The sequence below is a fragment of the Sulfitobacter sp. SK011 genome, from assembly GCF_003352065.1.
Lineage (GTDB): Bacteria > Pseudomonadota > Alphaproteobacteria > Rhodobacterales > Rhodobacteraceae > Sulfitobacter.
Map to the genome: position 1 here is coordinate 1101058 of NZ_CP025803.1, position 25847 is coordinate 1126904.

The following is a 25847-nucleotide window of genomic DNA, read 5'->3' on the forward strand; positions in this document are numbered from 1 at the left end:
ATCACGGAGGAGAATTCGATGAATGATTTTTATGATTCAGAGATGGCCGCCCAGCAGGAACGAATGGCGCGAACCGAGGACATGATGCGCCAACGCTCGGAACACATGCGGGTTCTTTCGCCGAAATCGGGTGAAAAAATTCTGGAGCTCGGCTCCGGCAACGGGATATTCGCACGCGAACTTGCAGACCGCGTCGGGTCAGGTGGCAGGGTGATCGGACTGGATCCTTCGGAAGCCATCCTGGAAATGGCCCGTCACATCTGCCCGCAAGTAGATTTCATACAGGGTGACGCGCAGGATTTGCCGTTCGACGATCAGAGTTTCGATGCCGTGGCTGGCGCACAGGTGTTTTGTTTCCTGACGGATGTTGACCGGGCGCTGGCCGAAACCTATCGCGTTCTCAAACCCGGCGGGCGGGTCGTCATCCTGGATACGGATTGGGATACGCTGGTTTGGCGTAACCGGCACCCCGAGCTGATGGCAAGAGTCATGGACGCCTACAAAGCGGTCTATGCGGACGCCTATTTACCGAGAACGCTACCGCACCGTTTATCGCAGGCAGGGTTTTCGGACATCAAAGTCGAGAGTTTCGTGGTTCTGAACAGAGGTTTGGGAGAAGAGACATATGCGCGCCAGACCATGGGCTTCGCGACTTCCATCATGGAAGGCGCGCCCGAGTTCAGCAAAGAAGAGCAGGCGCGTTGGCTGGAAGATCAGGAACAACTAGAGCGGGACGGTGGCGTGTTCTTTTCGCTCAACCGCTACATTCTCTCCGGAAACAAATGAATGCCTCCGAAAGGCATCTCCGTCCTGCCACCCGTGAGATCGAGTCCCAGTCCTGCCGCAGCCCACATGAACAACCGGTTTGGCCGCTGCAGGGCAGCGTTGAAATCGATACATCTGCAGCGATTTTCGTGTTTCGAGCGCGCGCAGCGAAATTTCGATGGGTCTGCAGTGGGCTCTTAACGGCCGATTGCGCTGGCAGAGATACCGCGTTCCAGAGGCTTCGGACAACGGCCATTCGAACCGATGCTATGTTCTCTTCGTCAGCGTTGTACTGATGTCTGAGCATGGAGGCGGGATCGAAGGGCATACCATGCCAAGAGTTCAACTTCCCACAGTCACCTCGAAACGCAGAGCCTGGAACAAGGGGCGTGTAATTGGTCAGAAACGACCGCTGCTTTCTAAACAGGTCCGTACATATCTACACATTCATCATGGTTGCCGAACAACACTACGACTGACGTTAAGCTTTAGCCCAATGTAGAGGATTTCATTTTCGAAATGCGCGGTGCCTAGGGTAACGGATGACGTAGAACCTTGATGACATCATCTCCGCGGCGCGCGAACCGACGATCCCTGCGTGTCATGACCTGACCATCAAATGGCGACAAAATTTCGTGATGCGCTGAGCCTGGCTCTGACAAGATGACCGCAAGCCGCTGTCCTTTAGTTACCCAATCTCCGATCAAGACGTCGTAGAGAATGGCGCCCGGCTCCGCAGTCGATATCAGCACAGCGTCATCTACCGCACCCATGGTGGGGTCGACACTATCAATGGCCGGGAGGTCGTCGATGACTGTGCCAATATCAACGAGATAACGATAAAGGCCGTCTGCGTCTTGTTTCGCGAAATCGGGGGTAACGTCCATCATTCCGCGCAATTCAATCGTAGCCGCGAAACGATCGTCGGCATTGCGACTCTCTACGGCCCATCGTGCCCCAACGGCGAGATCGAATGAGATTGGATCGTCAGCAGCGTCCGTCAGGATAACCGCCGCCTGCATCGCGCGCGCGAGCCGAAGCCCTTCATCAAGTTGTCCCTCGGAAATGTACAGGTAGACTGGACCTTCGTCATCGCAATGCAAATCCAACACAACATCTGCCCTTTCAGCCAATGTGAGCAAGGTCGCCTTCAGGCACTCGGCAGCAGGTTTCCCGGTCAACTCAGTCGCTATATCTGTAGGAAATGAACGGTTAAAATTGACCCGAGTGTTGGCGTCAAATCGACCGAGCGTTTCCCCGTACACAGCTTGAGCCAATCCAATCGGATTTGCGTGCGGGACCAATGTGATGCTGCCAGCCAGGCGCGCTTCGTTCTCAGCCGCCACAAGTCGGGGCATCAATTGGTCGAGTGCTGCCACTCCGGGCATTTCATGCGAATGCAGAGCAGCCTGTATGTAAACCGCCGGTCCATCGTTCGATCCAACAAATTGAAATACGGACAGCGCAAGTTCCTGACCAGGCGTATCCGATTTCAGTGTAATGCGTTCAGTTTCCATGAGGCGAGATGTTACTCCATTCTTGGTCAACCAATGAGGCTCCTGGTTTTTGGCAAGCTAGGCCATGCCAAAGATGGCTCAGTCTGGATAGCAATTGGTGTCAAAAGACACCTTGATTGCCGCGAAATACTTTTCTTCAAGACGTTTCTATTGGAAGGCTCTCGTCGGCGCTCCACTCGGCCCACGAGCCGTCGTACAGACGAGACTTGTCAAAGCCGAGGTGACGCAATGCAAGAAGACCGCAAGACGCCGCAATCCCGCGGCCGCAGTATGCAATCACCTCTTGGTCAGTCTGGAGCCCTTTGTCTCGGTAGTGTTGAAGTAGGTGGTCTTGATCCGCCAACTTGAACGAGCCTATTTCCTTAAGTTTCGCCGTTCGCTCAGCAATTGGCGTCTTTGCCAGCGCGGGGTCAATGTTCGAAATCGCAGGAATATTTACAGCACCTGGGACATGCCCAGATCGGCCGCCCCAAGCGTGTATTCCCTGGCCGCGAAATAGATCGTTTGGCAAGAAGTCGACGATACAGAATTTGGGATCGTCAATCGCGTTCAACACATCTGCTTTTTCCGCGATCCAGTCTTTGCGAACAGACGAATTGAAGGTGCCTCGCTCCGCCGTGGTATCACCGGTTTCAGTCGCTCGACCTTCGAGATTCCATTGTTGCAGACCGCCGTTGAGAACTTGAACCTTGTCGTGGCCGTAATACGAAAGCGCCCACCAAAGCCGAGCGGAGGCCAATGGCAAGCCGGAGTCGTCGTAGACCACAACGTGGGTGTCGTTCGAAACACCCAAACTCCGCATTTTCTGAGCGAACGCCTCTGCAGCCAACATCATGTCTGGAATGTCGTTGGTATCGTCGGACAATTCGGTAGCCATACCAACATACATGGCTCCGGGAACATGCCCTGCTAAGAAATCAGCCTTGTCATCAAACGCGACCCCTTTGCCGTTTTCTTCCCTGAATTTCCAACGTACATCTATGATACGCAAATCCGGGTCAGTTAAGTGATCTGCCAGCCACGGAGTGTTAACCAGGGGTCTAATTTGCGTCATCATGGGCTTGTTCCCGATGCTTTGGATATGTTCCAGTCATATCAAAAAATGCCCAGTTTGTCTGCATTGCCACTTCTCCAACACGGGTCAGGTTGGTGATGGTCTACTATGCTGGCCTGTCAAAACCTTGTATCTGTGTAGGGGAACCAAAGGGAGAGCCAGCCATGATCATGCGCATTTTTCAGGTCGTAACACGCCCAGGGAAAGAGGCCGAGTTTGCTAAATTCTTCCATGAGACTGCGATACCGCTGATGAAGGGGACAGAAGGAATCGTCTCAGTACTACCCGGTGCACCACGTCCTGACAGCCCCGGTGAGTTTAGTTTTGTGATGGTATGGAAAGACCTAGACGCCTTGAAAGCCTTTGCAGGCGAAGAATATCAGAACCCACATATTGATCCCGCAGAAGCCGAGTTGGTCGAATCTCGTACGATCAAGCACTATGATCTCGTGGAATCGTGACGGCGCGGTGAATCGTGCCCATCAAACTTGCCGAGAAGAACGCGTCTGGTGCAAATCATCTGCCGCATGCCAGGATAGGCCGTGAAGGTGGATGAGTGAGATGAAAGCCAAACTCCGACGTTCAGGGTTTCTGCTTCGGCCCAGTTTGGCTTCCGATCAAATGGATGTTGCGGAACATATTTTTGGCGACATCGAAGTAGCAAAAACGTTGGTCCATAATGTTTCGTCACCTGAGGGCGCCCTAGTCGCTACAGACGCGTGGATTGACGCACTTGCTGCTGACGGGAAGCGCAACACCTCCAATCATGAACATATTGGATTATGGACGATAGTCGATCCGTCAAACGCCGGCCGATTTGTGGGCATACGCGGCGTATTCGTCGCTCCTGGGCTGCCAGAAAATTCAGTCGCGACTTTTGTTGCCGTCGCTAAGGCGTACTGGGGTGAGGGTGTATCAGGCGATTCCTCGTTCCAGCTTTGCGGACATGTGTTTGAGAATTCCGATGTGGCTGCGATTTATACGCGGGTCTGGCCCAAATTGAATCCTGCGAGCGACGCGGTTCAACGCCGCCTTGGATTTGAACCGGCAGATAGACATACGCTCAGAGAAACGTTTGGCGAACAGCGGATGCTGGAGGTGCTGGAATTTGACCTTTGGCGGATTTCCAAGCTTGAAAACGAAGATTATGCCGAAACCCTTCGCCAATGTACGGTAAGGATTGGCCAACTCGTCTTAGAACAACTGCTGGACGTCCAGGCTGCGGAAAGGCGAATTACTGCGGCATTGCCCGTGAAAATTGCCCATTCCAGCATCGTTCAAGACCGCGTAGCTAGGTGGCTGCAACTCGGGTATGACAATCCGGCGTGGGCAACTTACCGAATGTCTCGCGATATGTGGACCAAGTCTGCTCATGATGAGGCCAAATGAAATTCGCCGAGGGCGGAATGATGGTATTGTCCGCGTCTTTTTGGTTCGTCTCGACTGCGGCGAATATGCGGTTGCGGTTACAGCCAATTTGTCTCTCGCGAACGACCGGTTCCGTGACAAGCGCCGCGCCGTAACAATAGGCTCTCCGCAACTGCGAATGATTGCTGCGTTAGCGAATGCCGAAATTCCAACGTCGGAAAAGTCCCGCTTAGCGGAATTTGGTGAGCATTGCCTCCAACGGCTGCTTTTCTCTATCCAATCACCAAGAGTGCCCTCATATCGCTGAGATCGATCTTTGGATTACACCACAGCTTTGCGGATAGATTTGTCTTCTGCGGTGCCTTTACGCCAGCGCCATTGGGTGCGCGGCTTGTGGATCGCTGCGAGGTCTGGATTGCTCTTCACGGCTTCCCGCAGCTTCATCCGGGTCATGCGCGGATCGAGTTTCAGTTCTTCGCATAGGTCTTTCAGGGTCATTGCTTCAGCCATGATGTCCTCCATTGGTTGCTGATGAAGATGGCTAGGACAAACTGTGGGCTTTGTCAGAAGAAACCCTTGAAAACTCTTTAGTCTTCCAAACTCGACTGCTACCTTGACCGCGACGCCGAAGACGCTTTGGCGCAATGCACTGAGAAATTAACGCGTCTTTGCAGAATGATGTACAAGGCAACGAAAGACACGATGGATAGCGCGCTATCCGATCATTCTTACCGATCAAGGTATGTGCGGATCGGCGCGAATTGGCTTTCTTGGTTTTAGAAAGGGGATTCTGGTGAAAGGCAGGTCACACGTGAAGCACGTTTTACTTTTAGTCTCGTTTCTTGCTATGGGATCTTCGCTGGAAGCCCAAGGCGCAGGGCAAACTCTATACGTGGAAAACTGTGTTTCCTGTCATGGCGTCACTGGACGAGGTAATGGTCCTGTTGCAGCAGGCTTGTTTACGAAGCCGGCCGACCTGACGCAGATTGCCGCGCGCCGCGACGGAGTTTGGCCAATGCTTGAGGTCATGTCGATCATAGACGGCTATTCGCGAAATACACTCCCGCGCGAGGATATGCCTGTCTTCGAGCATTTTTTGGACGATGACATGGTCGAATTCGACACGGGAAATGGTGTAAATTCGTTGGTGCCGAGCAAGCTGATCGATATCGTCAACTATCTCGAAACTCTACAAGACCCTGCGCCGACCAGCTATGTGCCTTGAGCGAGAGGTCAAAAGCACTAAGCCCGGGACTGTTTCGGCCAGTTGCGTAATCGATTACTGCTTCAACAATTGAAAAGGACGGTTGCTGCGAGTCCATTCGCTGACCTTAGAATTTGCGCAGAGCGCGTTAGCTCAGTTCGAACTGCCGTCATTCTCTGCGGTATGAGCGAATGGTGGCCGCAGTGCAAATAGGGTTGAAAAATAGGATTTCAGGAACTTTCATATCCCGGCAGAATTCGCCGATTGTACCAACACCAAAATGGATTGCCCGTCAGACGCGTTGTGCTCTACCATAGGTCAAGTCGACAGCAATTGGTTGAACTACACAACCGAATTTGACTGCCCCGCCAGTCTCGCGCAACGACAGAAAAATATGGCTATGAAAAAGACCAAACTTTCACACCTAGGCTCCAGACTCATTGATTTGAAGCCAGAACAAGACAGTGGCTGCGAGCGCGATGGCGGACAGGAACACTTTGGGGCTTCTGTCGTAACGCGTGGCCACGCGTCTCCAGTCTTTCAAGCGTCCGAACATGATCTCGATCCGGTTGCGCCGTTTGTAGCGACGCTTGTCGTATTTGATGGGCTTGTCGCGTGACTTCCGCCCCGGGATGCAGGGCGTTATTCCCTTGACTACAAGGGCCTCACGGAACCAATCCGCATCATATCCTCGGTCACCCAAGAGCCAGTCGGCGGCGGGTAGGCTATTTACCAAAGCCCTGGCCCCGGTATAGTCGCTGACCCACTGCCCGACAGTCGAAACGACGTTTCGATGAGAGGGGGGCCGGCGGTCATGAAGAACCGGATCGGCCGCCCACTTGCATCGGTGACGGCATGCAACTTTGTGTTCATACCGCCTTTCGTTCGCCCCCCCTCTCATCGCTATAAACAGCGACTGCCGGGCAGTGATCAGACGTCCACGGCCCCCTTTTTTAACCGCAGGCTCGAGGCCGTGCGGTGCGCTTTGAGGTAGGTTGCGTCGATTGAGATCGTCTTATTGTCAGGTGCCTCGGCAGCCAGCCCCGTCATGATCCGCGCGAATACCCCCATGTCGCTCCACCGCTTCCATCGGTTGTACAGGGTCTTCGCCGGTCCGTAATCGGCAGGCGCATCACTCCATCACAACCCATTGCGATTGATGAAGATAATGCCACTGAGCACGCGCCGGTCATCAACGCGGGGCACACCATGGCTCTTCGGAAAGTATGGCCGAAGCCGCGCCATTTGCTCGTCGTTCAGCCAGAAAAGATTGCTCATCATACCCCCTTAAGCTTGGGAGCTTGAATCATGCGGCCAGAACAGCCTCAAGTCGATTAATGGGTCCAGACCCTAGGTGTAATTGGAATATCGAACCGATAAACAGACCTTCGGTCAAATTTAAGTGCACCGAAAATTCGAACCCAAAGCTACGAGGGTTTACGCCAGACAGCTATTGTCAGCTTCGCGCTGACGCGCTTACTAAGTACATCGGAAAGCGCCTTGCCGCAGACTTTACGACAGACCTGAATGTTCTTGGGCGAAATGAAGTTGGAACTGGATGGCAATCTGTCCATGGCCAGAAAAACTCTACGTACCATTTCCGGAAGTGAGCTGCCCCCTAAAGAGTCCACTATTTTGGCTCGTTACGTTCAGGTCTTGGCCGTCTTGTGACCAGTTTACGCATCCCGCCACTGTCATGCCAGCGAGGCGGGCATGTGGGCAATCTTGGTTGAAGTCGGCGCTACCATGTCACCGCCACTTTTCAATAAGTTGCACTTTTTAGACTGCAGTCCAAAGCGCGCAGGCCGATGTTGTCATCCGCACGCGGTGACTTGCCTTATTCAATCACATCTATATCTTTTGACTTCTGTGAATTTAGGCGGGTGTATGGCCCGCCCCAAAAAAGCACCGGCTTTGGTGCATGGGAGGAATTATGAAAAAGATGCTGATCGGCGCGCTTGCCGTGTCCACCGCCTTGCTGTCTCCGATGATGGCAATGGCGCAATCCGAAGTTCAGTTTTGGCACGCATTTACAGGACGCCTTGGCGAACTGGTAAAGGCTCAGGTCGAAGAATTTAACGCAAGCCAGAGCGATTATGTGGTCGTTGAAAGCCACAAGGGCAATTACTCGGAAACCCTGAATGCCGGGATTGCGGCATTCCGTGCGGGCGAGCAGCCTCATATCCTGATGGTATTTGAAGTTGGTACCGCGACAATGATGTCCGCGAGCGGTGCAACCAAACCGGTTTATGAGGTGATGGCCGAAAGCGGAGCCAACTTTGATCCTGACGCCTATATCGGGTCGGTCAAAGGGTATTACACATCAACTGACGGTCAGATGCTGTCGCTGCCATTCAACTCATCGACACCGGTACTTTGGGTAAATCGTGACGCGATGACGGCCGCAGGCGTTGATCCGGACACGGACCTGTCAACCTGGCAGAACGTGGGGGCGGTGCTTGATCAGCTGAAAGCAGGCGGTGAAGAATGCCCGCTTGTGACCGCGTGGCAAAGCTGGATTCATCTTGAGAATCTGTCAGCCTACCACGACGTGCCATTCGCCACTAAGGACAACGGCTTTGCCGGGCTCGACACCGAGCTTGCATTGAACGGCCCCGCGCAGGTTGCGCATCTGACGGCGATGGGTGAATGGGCAAAAGACGGCAAATTCATCTACACAGGACGGCGCAATGAGGGCGGCGCAAACTTCCGTGCCGGCGACTGTGCGCTCTTCACCGAAAGCTCGGCAGGTTACGCTGGCATCAAGTCAGAGGCGCAGTTTGCCTTTGATGTGCGTCCGCTTCCCTATTGGGAAGGTGTCGGCAACAGTCCGCAGAATACCATCATCGGCGGCGCGTCGCTTTGGGTCATGTCAGGTCATGAAGATGACGAGTACAAGGGTGTTGGTGAATTCCTGAGCTACCTGTCATCGTCTGATGTGCAGGCAAAGTGGCATCAGGACACCGGCTATCTGCCGATCACGAAAGAGGCTGGAGAGGCCACGCGTGCGTCCGGTTTTTACGATGCAAATCCGGGCACTGATATCGCCGTGATTCAGATGACCGCAAAAGAACCGACAGCCAACAGCAAAGGTCTGCGGCTTGGCTCATTTGATCAGATCCGCGGGATCATCGATGAAGAGCTTGAAGCCATCTGGGCCGGTGACAAGACCGCGCAGGAAGCCATGGACAGCGCAAAAGAGCGTGGCGATGCACTCTTGCGGCGTTTTGAGTCGGCAAACCGCTAAGACCAAATGAAAAAGGCAGGCCATCACGGCCTGCCTTTCTTGTCTGAGGGGGTATTGATATGGAAAAACGCGTCACGTTTCGCGGCTGGCTGCTTCCCATGCTTCTCATCGCGCCACAGGTCGTGATATCGGCGGTTTTCTTTTTCTATCCTGCGGGTCAGGCCATTTGGCAGTCGCTGTTCATCCCTGATCCATTTGGACTGTCCTCGCAATTTGTCGGTCTCGGCAACTTTGAGTTTCTGCTGAGCGACAGATTTTACCGCGCCTCTTTTGTGACCACCGCGATCTTTTCACTCCTTGTGACGCTATGCTCGATGGTGCCTGCACTTTTTCTGGCGGTGATCGCTGATCGGCTGATCAAGGGCTCCGGTGTCTATCGCACACTTCTCATCTGGCCCTATGCCGTCGCCCCTGCCATCGCCGGGGTGTTGTGGCTCTTTATGTTCAACACCCGCGTTGGCGTGATCTCATGGTACCTGGGCCAGCTCGGCTATGACTGGAACCATGTGCTGAACGGCGGCGAGGCGATGGGGCTGGTTGTCGTGGCATCGGCCTGGGGGCGGATCAGCTATAACTTTCTCTTTTTCTTCGCGGCACTGCAGTCGGTCCCACGCTCTGTCATTGAGGCGGCGGCCATTGATGGCGCTCATTTCTGGCGGCGGTTCTTCACAATCGTTCTGCCACTGTTGTCTCCGACAACCTTTTTCCTTTTGGTCGTGAACGTGGTCTATGCGTTTTTTGAGACCTTTGGTGTGATCCACACCATCACCTCTGGCGGGCCACAACAGTCGACAACGATCCTTGTCTACAAAGTCTTTTCTGACGGGTTCGTGGGTCAGGACCTTGGATCGTCTTCGGCGCAGTCGGTGATCCTTTTGGTCATTGTCGGGCTGCTGACGGTTGTGCAGTTCAAGTTCATTGAAAAGCGAGTACACTACTGATGGCGCGCGAAGTACATGGCATGGTTGAAAAACGCGGCGTGGGGCTATGGCTGACCCACGTCTTCATGATCCTTGGCGTTCTGGTGATCTTCTTTCCGATCTGGCTGGCCTTTGTTGCCTCAACCGTGTCACAGCCGGAAATTGTCAGCCCTCCGATGCCGGTCTGGCCGGGTGATCAGTTTTTGAACAATTACTCAAAGGCACTGTTTGCCGGTGTGAACGTGCCGGTGGCGACAATGCTCTTGAATAGCCTCATAATGGCCATGGGCATCGCAATCGGCAAAATCGCAATTTCGCTGATCTCGGCCTTTGCCATCGTCTATTTCCGCTTTCCGGGCCGCAACATGTTTTTCTGGATGATCTTCCTGACACTGATGTTGCCTGTTGAGGTCCGGATCGTGCCGACATTTGAAGTGGTCGCGAGCTTTGGCATGCTGAACAGCTATTCCGGCCTGATCTTTCCGCTGATTGCTTCGGCCACCGCCACTTTCCTGTTTCGCCAGTTCTTTTTGACAATCCCCGATGAGCTGGCTGAGGCCGCGCGCGTCGATGGTGCACGGCCAATGCGGTTTTTCATTGATATCGTCATACCGATGAGCCGCACAAACGTCGCAGCACTCTTTGTGATCCTCTTTATCTATGGCTGGAACCAATACCTCTGGCCGCTTTTGATCACCACAGATCCCGAGATGAACACCATCGTGATGGGCATCAAGCAGATGTTCCCGTCAGGTGACGATGTTGCGGATTGGCCGGTGATCATGGCGACGTCAATCCTTGCGATGATCCCCCCGGTAATCGTCGTTGTGAGCATGCAAAGGCTGTTCATTCGCGGCCTCGTAGACAGCGAGAAATAAGACATGGCGACAGTTACGCTAAAAGACATCAAGAAAAGCTTTGGCCCGACCGATGTGATCCACGGGATCAGCACCCACATCGAGGACGGCGAATTCATCGTTATTGTCGGGCCGTCAGGGTGCGGAAAATCCACACTTCTGCGGATGGTTGCCGGGCTTGAAACGGTGTCGTCGGGGGATGTGTTTATTGGCGAAGAACGCGCCAACGACAAGGAACCCATGGACCGCGACATCGCCATGGTGTTTCAGAACTACGCACTTTATCCGCATATGTCGGTGCGCCAGAACATGGGATACGGGCTCAAGATCGCGGGCCTGCCAAAGGGTGAAATCGACGCCAAGGTGCAAGAGGCTGCGACGCTTTTGCAGTTGGAAGCCTTGCTGGATCGCAAGCCAAAGCAGCTTTCGGGGGGGCAACGTCAGCGGGTCGCCATGGGCCGTGCCATCGTGCGTGAACCTGCGGTTTTCCTGTTTGATGAGCCACTGTCAAACCTTGATGCAAAGCTGCGCGTGCAGATGCGGCTTGAGATCAAGGAACTGCAGTCCAAGCTTGGCATCACCTCGCTTTATGTGACCCACGATCAGGTCGAGGCCATGACAATGGCAGACCGCATGATCGTGATGAACGCAGGGGTGGCCGAGCAGATCGGGACGCCGCTGGAGGTTTACGAAACACCGCGCACGTTATTTGCGGCGCAGTTTATTGGCAGCCCGTCGATGAACATCCTTGATGCGCATGTGCAGGGCGGCAAGGTTGTGTTGAAAGAAGTGCCGGTTGCCGATGCGACAGGACCTGATGGTGCTGTCAAACTGGGGGTCAGACCGGAACACCTTGTGCAGGATGACCAAGGTGCTCTGAGCCTTGCTGTGCAGATGACCGAACCGCTTGGGGCCAATACGCTTTTCCACGGCAAATTGACCGATGCAGGAGCCGATTTTACCGCCAGCTTGCAAGGCGTTCATCCGCTGAGAGAGACCGGCAAAATCATGCGTTTTTCCATTCAGCCCGGTCAGGCACATATCTTTGATGCCGGCACCGGCCTGCGCCGAATATCCTGATCATGGCCAGATGTGGCGGGACAAGCACGTTTGTCGCTGGGGCTGGCCTGACATATCTCTGATCGGCGTAGGGCCGGCTGATACACGCGTATTCGCCTGCCAAAGTATCGGGCCTTTGCCAAACCGACATTTCGCGTTAGCATCCTGAGCAACTGCTTAAAAAAGACCGAAGCGATAAACCACTAAACTTCCATGCGTCCCGAGGGCTCGCCGATGGTTGTATATGGTTTGCCAGGCTATCGTCGGCACAAATAGTGAGGGCCACATACGCGTCGTAACCGGTCAAATTTTTGAAAATTCACGAAGCTGTTGTGCTTTGCAGCATCTTGGATGTGTGGGAGGCACAGTTCGACACCTGGTCAATTATGGCCTTAAACCGAGCTCAAATATAAGAGCAATAGATGTTTCTGGGAGGAACAAATGAACCTTAGACCTGATCCAACATTTCACGCGACGGCCAAACTTGCGATGCAGGCACCTGTCGAGAATTACGGCTTTACCGTCATGCTCAGCCCTGATGGTTCGCAGTCAGACGGGATTGCCGTTGTCGATCTGAACCCAAAATCAGACACCTATGGTCAGATTGTTCATCAGGTGATCGTGCCCAACAAAGGTGATGAATTTCACCATTTCGGCTGGAACGCCTGTTCATCCTCATTGTCGCCACTGTCGGGCCACGCATTTCTTGAACGTCGGTATCTGATCGTGCCCGGCATCCGGTCTTCGCGCATTTACATCATCGACGTGAAAGAGCCGTTGAAGGCGAAAATCCACAAGACAATTGAGCCGGAAGAGATTTTTGAAAAGACGGGGTATTCGCGGCCCCACACAATTCACTGCGGCCCTGAGGGCATCTATGTCTCGACCCTTGGCGGGGGTGGCCCAGACGGCACAGACGGTCCTCCGGGCATCTTTATCATGGATTGCGAAACCTTTGATATCATCGGCCAGTATGAAATGGATCGTGGCAAGCAAGACAAGCACTACGATTTCTGGTGGAACTTGCCGCAGGACTATATGGTCAGTTCCGAATGGGGTCTGCCGCCGCAATTTGAAAACGGCATTGTGCCTGAAGACCTGTTGTCCAACAAATATGGTCACTCGATCCATTTTTGGGATTTGCGGGCGCGCAAGAACATTCAGACCATCGATTTTGGGGCGAACCACCAGATGGCTCTGGAAATCCGCCCGGCCCATGACCCGACAAAATCATATGGTTTCTGCGGTGTTGTTGTGGATACGACGAACCTGCAAGGCGCGATTTTTACATGGTGGCGCGATGACGATGGTGTCTGGCAATCTAAAAAGACCATCACAATTGATCCTGTACCCGCTGATGCCGACGATTTGCCGGAGCTTTTGAAAGGGTTCGGCGCGGTGCCGCCGCTGGTCACAGACATCGACCTGAGCCTTGATGACAAATATCTTTACGTCGCCTGCTGGGGCCTTGGTGAGATGCATCAATATGACGTGTCGGACCCAATGAACCCCAAGCTTGCTGGCAAGGTTGAACTGGGCGGCATCGTCGCCAACCACAAGCATCCAAACGGCAAGGAATTTGCCTATGGTCCGCAGATGGTCGAAATCAGCCGCGATGGTAAGCGGGTCTATTGGACAAACTCGCTTTATTCTACATGGGACGATCAATTCTATCCCGACGATGAGGGCGGTCAGATGGTGATGGCGAATGTTGGCAAAGACGGTGGTCTTACCCTTGATAAGGATTTCTATATTGATTTCCCCATGGGCTATCGCAGCCACCAGATCCGTCTTGAGGGCGGCGATTGTTCAACTGACAGCTTTTGCTATCCGTCTGTCTAGGTGATTGACGACGCAATCTCGGTGACGGCCCTGTGGTGGGCCGTCATTTTTTCTGGGCTCTATCATGGCATCAATCCCGGTATGGGTTGGCCGCTTGCCGTTTCCGCCGGATTGATGGAACGCAAACACAGCGCCCTGCCCAAAGCCCTTGCCATGCTGGCAGCCGGTCATTTTTTGGCGATGATCGGCATTTTACTGCCGTTTTCGCTGATGATTTTTCTCGTTCAGTGGGAAGTTGAAATTCGCATTGGTGCGGGGCTGCTTGTCATCGCGATGGGTATCTACCTGCTGATCAATCGACGGCATCCAAAGTTTCTGGCGCGGGTCCATCCGGCGCGTCTGGCCCTGTGGTCATTTCTTGCCGCAATGGCCCATGGTGCAGGACTGATGCTTGTCCCCGTATTCCTTGGGATCTGCGCGGTGGGTGCAGATGAGACTGGTCATCTTGCCGCTCAGGCATTGATGGGCAGCAATGTTTTAACCGCCTTCAGCGTCGCCGCTGTGCACACCTTTGCCATGTCCGTTGCCGGGGGGCTGATCGCTGTGGTGATCTATTTCTGGCTTGGCCTGAAATTCATTTCAAAAACGTGGTTCAACCTCGACCTTGTCTGGGCGCTGAGCCTCATTGTTGTGGGCGCTTTCGGCATCTACGCCGCGTATTACGGTCATTGATTTCTGACGGTCAGTGCCGGGCTTCAAGGATTATTTTCACACGCATCTTCAAAGGTGCGAGGGGTCTTGCACCTGGTTCGCCTTGGCACCTTGCCGCGATAATCTCAGGCGGTTTCGGCTTCAATCACCTGCGCCAAAGTTTCAACAATCGTGTCAATTTCTTCTTCGGTCGATGTATAGCAGGGTGCAATCAGAACGTGATCGCCCGCAGTCCCATCTGCACACCCTTGTGAGGGATAACAGATCACGCCGGCCTGCATCGCCGCGTTTTGGATGCGGCCCGCCAAGTTACGTTTGACATCAAAAGGCGCTTTGGTCTCGCGGTCCTGCACCAGTTCGACAGACCAAAAAAGCCCGCGTCCGCGTATGTTGCCCACATGGGCATGTTGGCCCAGACGGTCACGCAATCCTTTTTCCAACCGCGCGCCCAGCCGCTTTACTTCGGCCAACAGATTGCGGTCCTCAATTTCCTGCATCACAGCCATGGCACCGGCGGTTGCAACCGCATGCGACATGTAGGTGTGCCCGTTCCAAAGTTTGCCGCTGCCGTCCAGAATGGCGTTGATCACTTTTTCTGATGCCATCACGGCGGCAATGGGTTGGTACCCCGCACCCAATCCTTTGGCCATTGTTGTGATATCTGCACAGATGCCTTCCTGCTCAAGCGCGTAAAGCGACCCGGTTCGGCCCATACCGCACATCACTTCATCCGCTATGTACAACACGCCATGCGCATCGCAGATTTCGCGGATGCGTTTGAAATATCCCGCAGGTGCAGGTTGGCTGCCCAAAGATGCGCCAACCACTGGTTCCGCGATAAAGGCGGCGACAGTTTCAGGCCCCATGGCCTGAATTCGGTCCTCCAGTTGATTGGCCAGACGCAGCGCGAAATCCGCCTCGGTTTCGTCGTCGCGCTGCATGCGATAGGCATATGCGGCGTCAATGTGCTCGACGTCGATCAGCATCGCGGCAAAGGGCGCACGGCGGCCCGCATGGCCGCCAACCGCCAATGCGCCAAGCGTGTTGCCATGATAGCTGGGCGCGCGGGCGATGAACCGCGTGCGTGCAGTGTCGCCCCGTTCGAGGTGATACTGCCGTGCCAGTTTCATGGCGGCTTCCATCGCTTCAGAGCCGCTGCCAAGATACATCACCCGGCCTTCGCCAGTGCCTTTCGGTGCCCGAGCGATCAGAAAATCAGCCAGTTTTTCCGCAGGCTCATTGGTGAACAACCCGGTATGGGCATAGGCCAATATGTTCATCTGTGCGGTAACCGCTTCACGGACTGCTCTGTTGTCATGGCCTAGGCAGGAGACAGCCGCACCACCGCAGGCATCCAGATACCGTCTTCCCGTGTCGTCGATCAGGTAGGACCCTTCGCCTTTGACGATCGTGGGCTGATCAGCGGTCAGGCTGCGGCGTAAAACATGGCTCATCGGGATGTCCGTCCTTTGTGGTTCCGCAATACCATAAGATAGAGACGCGCGTGTGCCAAACCATTACGCAGAGCAATGGCTATTTGCGAGCATTGCAATGGAATAGAAGATAAGGTGGGTTGACACAGACGAAATTTATCCAAACGGTAAAAAATAGAAATCAAAGGGGGAGTGACGATGAAGAAGAACCAAGCACTGATGATGACGCGCCGCAAATTAATGGGCAGTGCCGCAGCACTTGTCGGGGTCGCAGCCCTGATGCCACGCGCAGCCTTTGCCGCCGAACCGATCAAAGTTGCGGGCATCTATACCGTACCCGTCGAACAGCAATGGGTCAGCCGTATTCACCAAGCCGCCGAAACAGCGCAGGCGCGCGGCGACATTGAATATACCTTCACCGAAAACGTATCGAACACCGATTATGCCCGCGTGATGCGCGAATATGCCGAAGCTGGCAATCAGCTGATCATTGGTGAAGTGTTTGGTGCCGAACAAGAAGCCCGCGAAGTGGCGGCGGATTATCCTGAGGTTTCGTTCCTCATGGGCTCCAGTTTCAAAGAAGACGCGGCACTTGGCAATTTCGCGGTGTTCGACAACTACATTCAGGACGCCGCCTATCTGTCGGGCATCGTTGCGGGTGCCATGACGTCATCGGGCAACATTGGCATGGTCGGCGGTTTCCCGATCCCTGAAGTGAACCGTTTGATGCACGCGTTTATGGCGGGCGCGGCGGAAATGAACCCTGACATCAAGTTTCAGGTCAGCTTTATTGGGTCATGGTTTGATCCGCCCAAGGCCAAGGAAACCGCATTTGCAATGATCGAAAATGGCGCTGATGTGCTTTATGCCGAACGCTTTGGCGTGTCTGACGCCGCACAGGAAAAGGGTGTTCTGGCTATCGGCAATGTAATCGACACGCAGTCAGAGTATCCTGAAACAGTTGTGGCCTCGGCCATCTGGCATTTTGAGCCAACGCTGGACGCGGCAATTGCCGAGGTCAAAGGCGGTACCTTCAAAGCGGCGGATTATGGCAAATATTCGTTTATGGCTGAGGGCGGATCGTCACTTGCGCCGCTGGGTACGTTTGACGGCAAAGTGCCGCAAGCGGCACTTGATCTGGTCGCGGCCAAGCAGGCCGCAATCATGGATGGCAGTTTCAGCGTTGAAATCAACGACGAAGAACCAAAGTCTTCGTAGATGACACAACCACCGTCAGAGGCGCAGGTTGTCCTGCGCCTCGACAACATCACCAAACGCTTTGGGACCCTCACGGCCAATGACGCGATCAGTTTTGATCTGCGGCAGGGCGAAGTGATTGCGCTGTTGGGGGAAAATGGCGCGGGCAAGACCACGCTGATGAACATCCTGTTTGGTCATTACACCGCCGACGAAGGTCGGGTTGAGGTGTTTGGCCAGACGTTGCCGCCCGGCAATCCACGCGCCGCACTGGCGGCGGGTGTCGGTATGGTGCATCAACATTTCACGCTTGCCGATAACATGAGCGTGTTGGAAAACATCGTGCTGGGCACCGCCTCGCTTTGGCGAATGGGGTATCAGGCGGGTGCCGCACGCAAACGCATTTCGGCGCTGGTTGAGGATTACGGGTTGCACGTGGACCCCGATGCGCAGGTTGGCGCATTGAGCGTGGGGGAGCGCCAGCGGGTCGAAATCCTCAAGGCGCTCTACCGCGATGCGCGCATCCTTATTCTGGATGAACCGACCGCCGTGTTGACGCCGCAAGAGGCCGATGATCTTTTTGCCACCATGCGCAAGGCCGTGGCGCTGGGGCTGTCGGTGATCTTTATTTCGCACAAACTGCATGAGGTGACGGCGATCTCCAGCCGCGTGGTGGTGTTGCGGCACGGGAAATTGGTAGCAGAGGCCAAGACGGCAGAAACCGACCGACATGAGTTGGCTGAGATGATGGTCGGTGCAGAGGTTGCCGCACCACAAGTGCGCGCCGCAAATCCCGGCAAGGAAATAGTGGAGCTTGCGGGTGTCAGCACACCCAATATCGGCAGCGCGCCGGGGCTGCGTGCGGTGGATTTGGAGCTGCGCGCAGGACAGATTACCGGATTGGCAGGTGTGTCGGGAAACGGGCAGGCGGCACTGGCTGATCTGATCGGTGGGCTGATCGCACCCGCCTCGGGAACGCTGCGCATCATGGGCGCTTCGACCAACGGCTGGACGCCACGCGCCGCACTGGCAGCGGGCATTGCACGGATACCTGAGGATCGCCACAAGACCGGGACGATTGCGGATTTTGATCTGACCGAAAATGCGGTTCTTGAACTTTATGCAAAGCCGCCTTTCAGCCGCCGAGGTTTGATGAACTGGCGCGCCGCGCGGGATTTTGCCGAAAAGGTTATCGCAGGTTACGATGTGCGGTGCCCAGGGCCGGATACCCGCATCCGGCTGCTGTCAGGTGGCAATATGCAAAAGCTGATTTTGGGGCGCGTGCTTGAGGTCTCGCCGGATGTGGTGCTGGCCAACCAACCGGTGCGCGGCCTGGACATTGGCGCCCTGACGTATGTGCATGAACAATTGCTGGCTGCACGCGATCGTGGTGCGGCGGTCCTGCTCATCTCGGAAGATTTGGATGAGATCACGGCGCTGTCAGATGTGATCCATGTGATATCGGAGGGGCGTCTGTCACCGGGGTTTGCACGTGGGGCGCTGAGCCCGGCGGAATTGGGCGTCTGGATGGCGGGCCATGGTTTTGAAGCGCGAGACAATCATGCGGCTTGAACCTGTCGCCAACCCGTCATGGACGCGCACGCTGGGACTGCCTGCGGTCGCCATCACGTCAACGATTGTCGCGGCATCCTTGTTGGCAATGATTGCGGGCGCGAACCCGTTTTCGGTGCTTGGCTTGATCATAAAAGGGGCGTTCGGGTCGAAATTTGCCACGCTTGAAACGCTGAACCGGGCAACACCGCTTATCTTTACCGGGCTGGCAGTGGCCGTCGCGTTCAAGGCCAAGCTTTGGAACATCGGAGCCGAAGCACAGCTTTATGTCGGCGCAGTGGTCACAGTGGTGATGGGAACGGGGGCATTGGCCTGGCCCGCTGGCATATTGTTGCCCGCGACGGCGGCGGCCGCAATGCTGGCGGGCGCCCTGGTGCTTTTGGTACCGACATTCCTCAAGACCCGTTTTGGTGTGGACGAAGTCGTCACGACTTTGTTGCTCAATTTCGTTGTGTTGCTGTGGGTGTCAATGCTGCTGGAAGGGGCGCTGAAGGATCCGATGGGGTTGGGGTGGCCCAAATCCGCGCGGCTGATCGCCGAGGCGCGGTTGCCGCGCATGATCGATGGGTTGCGGTTGCACTGGGGGTTTGGCCTGGCACTGCTGTCGGCGGTTGTGGTCTGGGTGATACAGCGCCGAACCACGCTGGGCTATGAAATGCGCGCGGTTGGTTTGAACGCCGATGCTGCGCGATTTGCCGGCATTCCGGTCAACGCCGTGCTGATCAAAACCGCGCTTTTGTCGGGCGGATTGGCAGCACTTGCAGGATTTTCAGAAGTGGCAGGCCTTAAAGGCAGCCTGACTTTGGATATCTCGCCGGGGTTTGGGTACACTGGCATTATCGTCGCCATGCTGGCGCTGCTCAATCCTTTGGGTGTGGTGATCGCGGCGCTTTTTGTGGCGGGAATTTTTGTCGGTGCGGACAGCATGAGCCGGGCCGCAGGCGTGCCGACCTATCTGGCCGATATCATGCTGGCCATGGCGCTGTTAATGATGGTGCTGGCGATCATGCTCACCCGGTTCAAAGTCAGGTGGCACTGATGGATATTCTCGACATCCTGATATCTGCCAGCTTTTGGACCGCCGCGATCCGCATCGCGTCGCCGCTGATTTTTGCGGCACTGGGTGAGTTGATCTGTGAACGCGCGGGCGTGCTGAACCTCGGGATTGAGGGGATCATGGTCGTCGGGGCCTTTGCCGGCTGGCTCACCGTTTATCTGGGCGGGGGGCTTTGGTTCGGCGTCGCAGTGGCCATGCTTTCTGGTATGGCGTTCGGCTTGTTGCATGGATTGCTCACCGTGCCCTTTGGGCTGTCGCAACATGTCGTGGGTCTGGGGATCACGCTGCTTGCAACATCACTGACGTATTATTGCTATCGCCTCGCCTTGCCTGAGGTAACGTCACCGCCCAAGATCGACGCGTTTCAGCCGTTTGAGATACCAATCCTTTCAGACATTCCATTGCTCGGTCCGGCGCTTTTCAGCCAGACGCCACTGACCTACCTGGCCTTTGTTCTGGCGGTGGTTGTGTCCGTTGTCCTGTACCGCACACCCGTCGGCCTGGCCGTGCGCGCCGCTGGTGAAAATCCGGCCGCGGTCGAGGCGCAGGGGCTGAATGTCACTGCAATCCGTATGGGCGCGGTCATGGTGGGCAGTGGGTTGATGGCCGTGGGTGGTGCGTTTCTGACCATGTCGGCGTTCAATTCATTCTTCTTTGAGATGATCAATGGGCGTGGCTGGATCTGCATTGCGTTGGTGGTTTTTGGGTCATGGAAACCGGGGAAGACGCTGCTGGGGGCCGTGCTTTTTGCGGCCTTTGACGCTCTGCAAATCCGGGTGCAACAGACACCGTTGGGGGCCGATATTCCCTATCAGATATTCTTGATGGCACCTTACATCCTGTCCATTCTGGCACTGGTGGTGATGTCGCGCCGGGCGCAGGTGCCAGCGGCGCTGATGGTGCCATTTAACAAAGGGGAACGGTAGATGTTTGATCTGATCGTAAAAGGTGGAACCCTACCGGATGGCCGGGTGACCGACATCGGCATTGCAGATGGCAAGATCACGGCCATGGACCACCTCACGGATGCCGACGCCGCCGAAGTGATTGACGCGCAGGGCGATCTGGTCAGCCCACCCTTTGTCGACCCGCATTTTCACATGGATGCCACGCTGAGTTACGGCACCCCGCGCATCAACGCCTCTGGCACGCTGCTTGAAGGGATCGGGCTTTGGGGCGAACTGAAACAAGTGATGACGCAGCAAGAGGTTTATGACCGCGCTTTGGCTTATTGCGATTGGGCGGCGTCCATGGGGTTGTTGGCGATCCGCAGTCATGTGGACACCTGTGATGACAGGCTGCTGGGCGTTGAGGCGTTGCTGGAGGTGCGCAAGGCGGTGGCGGGGTACATCGACCTGCAACTGGTCGCGTTCCCCCAAGACGGGCTTTACCGCGATCCAACTGCGTTTGCGAACACGCTGCGCGCGCTAGATCTGGGCGTTGATGTGGTGGGCGGGATTCCACATTTTGAACGTACCATGGCAGACGGTGCACGATCGGTCACTGCTTTGTGCGAGATCGCGGCGGAACGTGGTCTGATGGTGGACATGCATTGCGACGAAACCGATGATCCGCAGTCGCGGCATATCGAGACGCTGACATTTGAGACACAGCGGTTGGGGCTGCAGGGCAGGGTGGCGGGATCGCACCTTACATCAATGCATTCGATGGACAATTATTACGTTAGCAAACTACTGCCCCTGATGGCAGAGGCTGAAGTGGCCGCCATCCCGAACCCCCTGATCAACATCGTGTTGCAGGGGCGTCACGACACCTATCCCAAACGGCGCGGGTTGACGCGCGTGAAGGAAATGCAGGCGCTGGGCATCACGGTGGGGTGGGGGCAGGATTGCGTGATGGACCCCTGGTATTCGATGGGTACCGCGGACATGCTCGATGTGGCGTTCATGGGTCTGCACGTGGCGCAGATGACGTCACCTGACGAAATGCGGCGCTGCTTTGATATGGTGACAAATGTGAATGCGTCGATCATGGGGTTGCAAGACTACGGTCTGCGGGTCGGGGCCAAAGCGTCGCTGGTGGTGTTGGATGCGGGCAATCCGATCGAAGCGTTGCGTCTGCGGCCAGATCGGCTGTGCGTGATTGCGAAAGGCAAGGTGATATCGCGCCAGAGCCGCAATGATGCGCGCCTTGATTTGTCGGGACGCCCTGCAAGCGTGCGCCGCCGTCATAAGGCGCATTCGCAACCCAGCTAGGAGGCCGCAACCGCGACCCGGCGCGCCAGTGAAAACGCACCCTGCAGCGCGTTGCCCTGCGGTTCGCGCAGGTTTTGAATGTAAGGTGCGGACAGATACGGGGCATAGCGCGGGCCAACGCCACCCGACAGACAAAGACCGTCGCCGGGCCGAAACCCCAAAGCGTTCAGGCCGCATTCGACATACTGCGCACCCTCGTTGAGGATCGACAATGCGATCTTGTCCCCATTGTCCGCAGCGCCAATGATCTCGGGCGCGAATTTGGCATAGTCACTTGGCTTTGCGGTATTGCTGAAAACAACAAGCTCATTACCGCCACCATACCGCGCACAAACCTCACTGCTGAGCGGGCTGTGATCAATCAACCTGTCTTCCGCGAGCAGGATACGCGTCAACAATGTGCGGCCCAGCCATGCGCCAGATGCCTGATCAGACAGCTGAAAACCCCAGCCCCCCACAGTGGTCATTTCCTGTGCGTGTTGGCGCGCAATGATGGTGCCTGTGCCAAGCGCCAGCACATATCCGTCGTCAGCGCCCAGAACGCCAGCAACCGTGGTGGCGCGGTCGCCCGTGACACGGCAGCGCCCATAGGGAAGCGCGGCCTCGACCTGGCGCATTTCACCTTCGGTATTGGCCCCGGCAACGCCAATGTGGGCGACCGTTTGTGACAGATCAATGCCGTCCAGTTCTGCTGTGTGCAGGGCCTGGGCGATGGTTTCAGTGATATTGGCCACCGACCCTTCAAAGTTCGTGCTGACGTTCGACGGCCCACCCCGCGTCTCGGCGATGATACCAGCCTGAACAGTCCCCACAGCGGCCCTGCATCCGGTGCCGCCGCCATCTACCGCGATAAGGACGGTTTGATCTATTTCTGTCATGCTGACCTTGACCTGTATTCTTAATTTCTGATGCGCTCACAACCTAACCGAACTTTTATGCAGTGCAACGGACAACGGAGTGATTGATTTGCGTGCTTAATGTGCTATGTTAGCGCTAACGGATACAAACATGCAATCGCAGATGCGATGAGGAGACAAAGAAGATGACCACAAAAATCGCAATTAATGGCTTTGGCCGCATTGGACGCTGTGTTTTGCGGGCCTTGGTTGAAAGCGGCTTTGACGGGATTGAAGTGGTTGCAATCAATGATTTGGCCGCCCCAGAGACCTTGTTGCACCTGTTGAAATACGACAGCGTGCATGGCCGCCTGAAAAGCGAGGCCAAGCTTGATGGCGACATGTTGCACATTGCGGGGCAGGCGATTCGTCTGACTGCTGAACGCGATCCGGCAAACCTGCCTTGGGAAGATGTGGACGTGGCGTACGAGTGCACGGGTTTCTTCACCGAACGTGACAAGGCCGCCGCCCATTTCGAGAATGGCAGCAAACGTGTGCTGATCTCTGCACCCGGAAAAAACGTGGACCGGACTATCGTATATGGCGTCAACCACGCCGATCTGACTGCGGACGATAAGATCGTGTCGAGCGCGTCTTGCACCACCAATTGCCTTGCCCCTGTGGCCAAGGTTCTTGACGATGCCTTTGGCATTGAAACCGGGTACATGACCACAATTCACGCCTACACCGGTGATCAGCCCAGCCATGACAGTGCGCACCGTGACCCGTATCGGGGCCGTGCGGCGGCGCTCTCGATGGTGCCAACGTCAACAGGGGCGGCAGCGGCGATTTCACAAGTCATCCCGCACCTCAAAGGCCGGCTTGAAGGGTCCGCTGTGCGCGTCCCGACCGCAAATGTATCGCTTGTTGATCTTGCTTTCATGCCGTCGCGCCCCGCGACCGTGGAGGCCGTGAATGCCGCCATTGAAAAAGCGGCCAACGGCCCGATGAAAGGGGTCCTGGCCTATGAAACGGATCCGCTGGTATCTGTGGATTTCAACCATGATAGCCATTCTTCCAGCTTTGCCGCACCACAGACCAAGGTGACGGCGGGCGGGATGGTCCGTGTGGTCAGCTGGTATGACAACGAATGGGGTTTTTCGAACCGTATGAATGACATGGCCCGCCTGATGGGCAAACTGATGGCATCCGCCTGAACCACTACCAAAGCAGCGCCTGATTGGAACTGATATGCTGAATGACACAATTGCCCGCGTCACCGACCGGATTATTGAACGCAGTGCCAAAGGCCGCAGTGCCTATCTGACACGGATGCGCCGCGCGGCCGATGATGGCCCTGCGCGCGCGCATTTGTCGTGCAGCGGTCAGGCCCATGCCTATGCCGCGGCAGGCCCCGATCAGGCGGCACTGGCGACCAAGTCGGCTGGCAATCTGGGTATCATCACGACTTACAATGATATGTTGTCGGCCCATCAACCGTTTGAGCGGTTTCCCGAACTGATCCGCGATGCGGCGCGCGCTGTTGGCGGCACGGCGCAGGTGGCGGGCGGTGTGCCTGCGATGTGTGACGGTGTGACCCAAGGTACGGCCGGGATGGAACTGAGCCTGTTTTCGCGCGACGTGATTGCGATGGCCGCCGGTGTCGGGTTAAGCCACAACACTTTTGACGCGGCTGTCTATCTTGGCGTTTGTGACAAGATCGTGCCGGGACTGGTCATTGCTGCCCAGGCCTTTGGCCACATCCCCGCGATATTTCTGCCTGCCGGTCCGATGGTGTCGGGCATCAGCAATGATGAGAAAGCCAAAGTGCGCCAACAATTTGCCGCAGGTGAAGTCGGGCGCGAAGAATTGATGGCCGCCGAAATGGCCGCCTATCACGGGCCGGGCACCTGTACGTTTTACGGCACGGCCAACACCAACCAGATGCTGATGGAGTTTATGGGGCTGCACCTGCCGGGTGCGTCATTTGTGAACCCCAACACCCCCCTGCGCGACGAATTGACCATCGCGGGCGCACAGCGGGCACTGGCCATCAGCCATCTGGGCAACAGCTATACGCCGGTGTGTGATGTGCTTGACGAACGCGCCTATGTAAACGGCATCGTGGGTCTGCATGCCACAGGTGGCTCCACCAACCTCTTGATCCATCTGGTCGCAATGGCGCGCGCAGGCGGTATCATGCTGGATTGGCAGGATTTTTCCGAACTTGCGGATGTGACACCGCTTTTGGCACGGGTCTATCCCAACGGACTTGCGGATGTGAACCATTTCCACGCGGCGGGCGGTCTGGGCTATATGATTGGTCAATTGCTAAGCGCGGGCTTGCTGCATGAAGATGTGACAACCATCGCTGGCAAAGGCTTGGAGCGTTATACGCAGGACCCCAAATTGAAGGACAATCAATTGTCTTGGGTGGCCGGGCCGACCGAAACCTTGAACGACAAGATACTGCGCCCCGCAACCGACCCGTTTCAGCCCACAGGTGGCCTCAAACGTCTGGATGGGTCACTGGGTGCCGCGGTAACAAAGGTGTCCGCCGTCAAGCCAGAACATCATGTGGTTGAGGCCCCGGCGCGGGTGTTTCACGATCAGGAGGCGGTCAAGGCGGCCTATCAGTCAGGTGAGTTTGACAGCGATGTGATCGTCGTGGTCCGCTTTCAGGGACCCAAGGCCAACGGGATGCCCGAGTTGCACAGTCTCACACCGGTTCTGGCAAACCTGCAAGCGCGTGGTCTAAAGGTCGCGCTGGTCACGGATGGGCGCATGTCGGGTGCATCCGGCAAGGTTCTATCGGCCATCCACGTCTGCCCCGAAGCGGTGGACGGTGGCCCAATCGCGCGGATTGCAGATGGTGATGTTCTTCGGGTCGATGCCCATGCAGGCAGGTTGGATATTATCACTGAAGGCGTGTTGGACCGCCCACTTGTGACTGCTGACCTCAGCGGCAATGAATACGGGCAAGGGCGCGAACTTTTTGCCAATTTCCGCGCTTTGGTGCGTTCTGCTGACACTGGCGCAAGCTGTATTTGAG

General features: G+C 55.9%; 22 protein-coding genes and 1 pseudogene. 17 read left to right on the plus strand and 6 right to left on the minus strand.

Annotation, left to right across the window (positions count from 1 at the left end):
• Positions 1 to 18: 18 nt before the first annotated feature.
• Positions 19 to 786: a methyltransferase domain-containing protein gene (locus tag C1J02_RS05355; protein WP_114877660.1), complete on the plus strand. Its 768-nt coding sequence runs from the start codon at positions 19 to 21 to the stop codon at positions 784 to 786.
• Positions 787 to 1295: 509 nt separating this feature from the next.
• On the opposite strand, the gene C1J02_RS05365 is transcribed toward C1J02_RS05355, so the two are convergent.
• The gene (locus tag C1J02_RS05365) at positions 1296 to 2282 is read right to left on the minus strand and encodes a succinylglutamate desuccinylase/aspartoacylase family protein (protein WP_114877661.1); all 987 of its coding nucleotides are present in this window, start codon (positions 2280 to 2282) and stop codon (positions 1296 to 1298) included.
• Positions 2283 to 2418: 136 nt separating this feature from the next.
• Positions 2419 to 3339 carry a sulfurtransferase gene (locus C1J02_RS05370; protein ID WP_114877662.1) on the minus strand — a complete coding sequence of 307 codons (921 nt, stop codon included), beginning with the start codon at positions 3337 to 3339 and terminating at the stop codon, positions 2419 to 2421.
• 161 nt (positions 3340 to 3500) lie between these two features.
• On the opposite strand from C1J02_RS05370, the gene C1J02_RS05375 reads away from it, so the two are divergent.
• Complete coding sequence (locus C1J02_RS05375) at positions 3501 to 3797, plus strand: antibiotic biosynthesis monooxygenase (RefSeq protein WP_114877663.1); 297 nt, start codon at positions 3501 to 3503, stop codon at positions 3795 to 3797.
• 91 nt (positions 3798 to 3888) lie between these two features.
• On the plus strand, positions 3889 to 4725 hold the full coding sequence (locus C1J02_RS05380) for a GNAT family N-acetyltransferase (RefSeq protein ID WP_114877664.1): 837 nt from the start codon (positions 3889 to 3891) through the stop codon (positions 4723 to 4725).
• 300 nt (positions 4726 to 5025) lie between these two features.
• Here C1J02_RS05380 and C1J02_RS05385 read toward each other — a convergent pair whose 3' ends face one another.
• Positions 5026 to 5214, minus strand: a complete 189-nt coding sequence (locus C1J02_RS05385) for a hypothetical protein (protein WP_114880390.1) — start codon at positions 5212 to 5214, stop codon at positions 5026 to 5028.
• A gap of 301 nt (positions 5215 to 5515) precedes the next feature.
• Between C1J02_RS05385 and C1J02_RS05390 the strand changes: the two genes are divergently transcribed.
• Positions 5516 to 5929, plus strand: coding sequence for a cytochrome c (locus tag C1J02_RS05390; RefSeq protein ID WP_162798243.1), 414 nt, complete (start codon positions 5516 to 5518; stop codon positions 5927 to 5929).
• A 403-nt stretch (positions 5930 to 6332) separates the two neighbouring features.
• Here the strand turns inward: C1J02_RS05390 and C1J02_RS05395 are convergent.
• A pseudogene (locus C1J02_RS05395) lies at positions 6333 to 7186 on the minus strand (IS5 family transposase).
• Between the two features lie 655 nt (positions 7187 to 7841).
• On the opposite strand from C1J02_RS05395, the gene ugpB reads away from it, so the two are divergent.
• From ugpB to C1J02_RS05425, 6 genes are all read left to right on the plus strand, one after another.
• Positions 7842 to 9155, plus strand: a complete 1314-nt coding sequence (ugpB, locus tag C1J02_RS05400) for a sn-glycerol-3-phosphate ABC transporter substrate-binding protein UgpB (protein WP_114877666.1) — start codon at positions 7842 to 7844, stop codon at positions 9153 to 9155.
• Between the two features lie 59 nt (positions 9156 to 9214).
• The gene (gene ugpA / locus C1J02_RS05405) at positions 9215 to 10096 is read left to right on the plus strand and encodes a sn-glycerol-3-phosphate ABC transporter permease UgpA (RefSeq protein WP_114877667.1); all 882 of its coding nucleotides are present in this window, start codon (positions 9215 to 9217) and stop codon (positions 10094 to 10096) included.
• Positions 10097 to 10116: 20 nt separating this feature from the next.
• The gene (gene ugpE, locus C1J02_RS05410) at positions 10117 to 10953 is read left to right on the plus strand and encodes a sn-glycerol-3-phosphate ABC transporter permease UgpE (protein WP_114880391.1); all 837 of its coding nucleotides are present in this window, start codon (positions 10117 to 10119) and stop codon (positions 10951 to 10953) included.
• 3 nt (positions 10954 to 10956) lie between these two features.
• Entirely contained in the window at positions 10957 to 12012 is a 1056-nt protein-coding gene (locus C1J02_RS05415; protein ID WP_114877668.1) for an ABC transporter ATP-binding protein, read from the plus strand.
• 420 nt (positions 12013 to 12432) lie between these two features.
• On the plus strand, positions 12433 to 13833 hold the full coding sequence (locus C1J02_RS05420; RefSeq protein ID WP_114877669.1) for a selenium-binding protein SBP56-related protein: 1401 nt from the start codon (positions 12433 to 12435) through the stop codon (positions 13831 to 13833).
• Complete coding sequence (locus C1J02_RS05425; RefSeq protein WP_114877670.1) at positions 13834 to 14505, plus strand: hypothetical protein; 672 nt, start codon at positions 13834 to 13836, stop codon at positions 14503 to 14505.
• A 104-nt stretch (positions 14506 to 14609) separates the two neighbouring features.
• Here C1J02_RS05425 and C1J02_RS05430 read toward each other — a convergent pair whose 3' ends face one another.
• Positions 14610 to 15938 carry an aspartate aminotransferase family protein gene (locus C1J02_RS05430; protein ID WP_114877671.1) on the minus strand — a complete coding sequence of 443 codons (1329 nt, stop codon included), beginning with the start codon at positions 15936 to 15938 and terminating at the stop codon, positions 14610 to 14612.
• A 177-nt stretch (positions 15939 to 16115) separates the two neighbouring features.
• Between C1J02_RS05430 and C1J02_RS05435 the strand changes: the two genes are divergently transcribed.
• From C1J02_RS05435 to C1J02_RS05455, 5 genes are read left to right on the plus strand one after another with little or no spacing between them, the layout of a single operon-like run.
• A complete protein-coding gene (locus C1J02_RS05435; RefSeq protein ID WP_205389867.1) occupies positions 16116 to 17135 on the plus strand; it encodes a BMP family protein in 1020 nt (339 codons plus the stop codon).
• Complete coding sequence (locus C1J02_RS05440; protein WP_114877673.1) at positions 17136 to 18686, plus strand: ABC transporter ATP-binding protein; 1551 nt, start codon at positions 17136 to 17138, stop codon at positions 18684 to 18686.
• Complete coding sequence (locus C1J02_RS05445) at positions 18676 to 19725, plus strand: ABC transporter permease (protein WP_114877674.1); 1050 nt, start codon at positions 18676 to 18678, stop codon at positions 19723 to 19725. Before C1J02_RS05440 ends, C1J02_RS05445 begins: the two co-directional genes overlap by 11 nt.
• Positions 19725 to 20669: an ABC transporter permease gene (locus tag C1J02_RS05450; RefSeq protein ID WP_114877675.1), complete on the plus strand. Its 945-nt coding sequence runs from the start codon at positions 19725 to 19727 to the stop codon at positions 20667 to 20669. The genes C1J02_RS05445 and C1J02_RS05450 overlap by 1 nt, the downstream gene beginning before the upstream one ends.
• Positions 20670 to 21959, plus strand: coding sequence for an amidohydrolase family protein (locus C1J02_RS05455; protein WP_114877676.1), 1290 nt, complete (start codon positions 20670 to 20672; stop codon positions 21957 to 21959).
• Here C1J02_RS05455 and C1J02_RS05460 read toward each other — a convergent pair.
• Positions 21956 to 22837 (minus strand): BadF/BadG/BcrA/BcrD ATPase family protein, encoded by an 882-nt coding sequence (locus C1J02_RS05460; RefSeq protein WP_114877677.1) that lies wholly within the window; start codon positions 22835 to 22837, stop codon positions 21956 to 21958. The two genes, C1J02_RS05455 and C1J02_RS05460, sit on opposite strands and share 4 nt — an antisense overlap.
• A 164-nt stretch (positions 22838 to 23001) precedes the next feature.
• Between C1J02_RS05460 and gap the strand changes: the two genes are divergently transcribed.
• Positions 23002 to 24012 (plus strand): type I glyceraldehyde-3-phosphate dehydrogenase, encoded by a 1011-nt coding sequence (gene gap / locus C1J02_RS05465; RefSeq protein ID WP_114877678.1) that lies wholly within the window; start codon positions 23002 to 23004, stop codon positions 24010 to 24012.
• A gap of 34 nt (positions 24013 to 24046) precedes the next feature.
• Positions 24047 to 25846: a phosphogluconate dehydratase gene (gene edd, locus C1J02_RS05470; RefSeq protein ID WP_114877679.1), complete on the plus strand. Its 1800-nt coding sequence runs from the start codon at positions 24047 to 24049 to the stop codon at positions 25844 to 25846.
• The last annotated feature ends 1 nt before the right edge of the window (position 25847 follow it).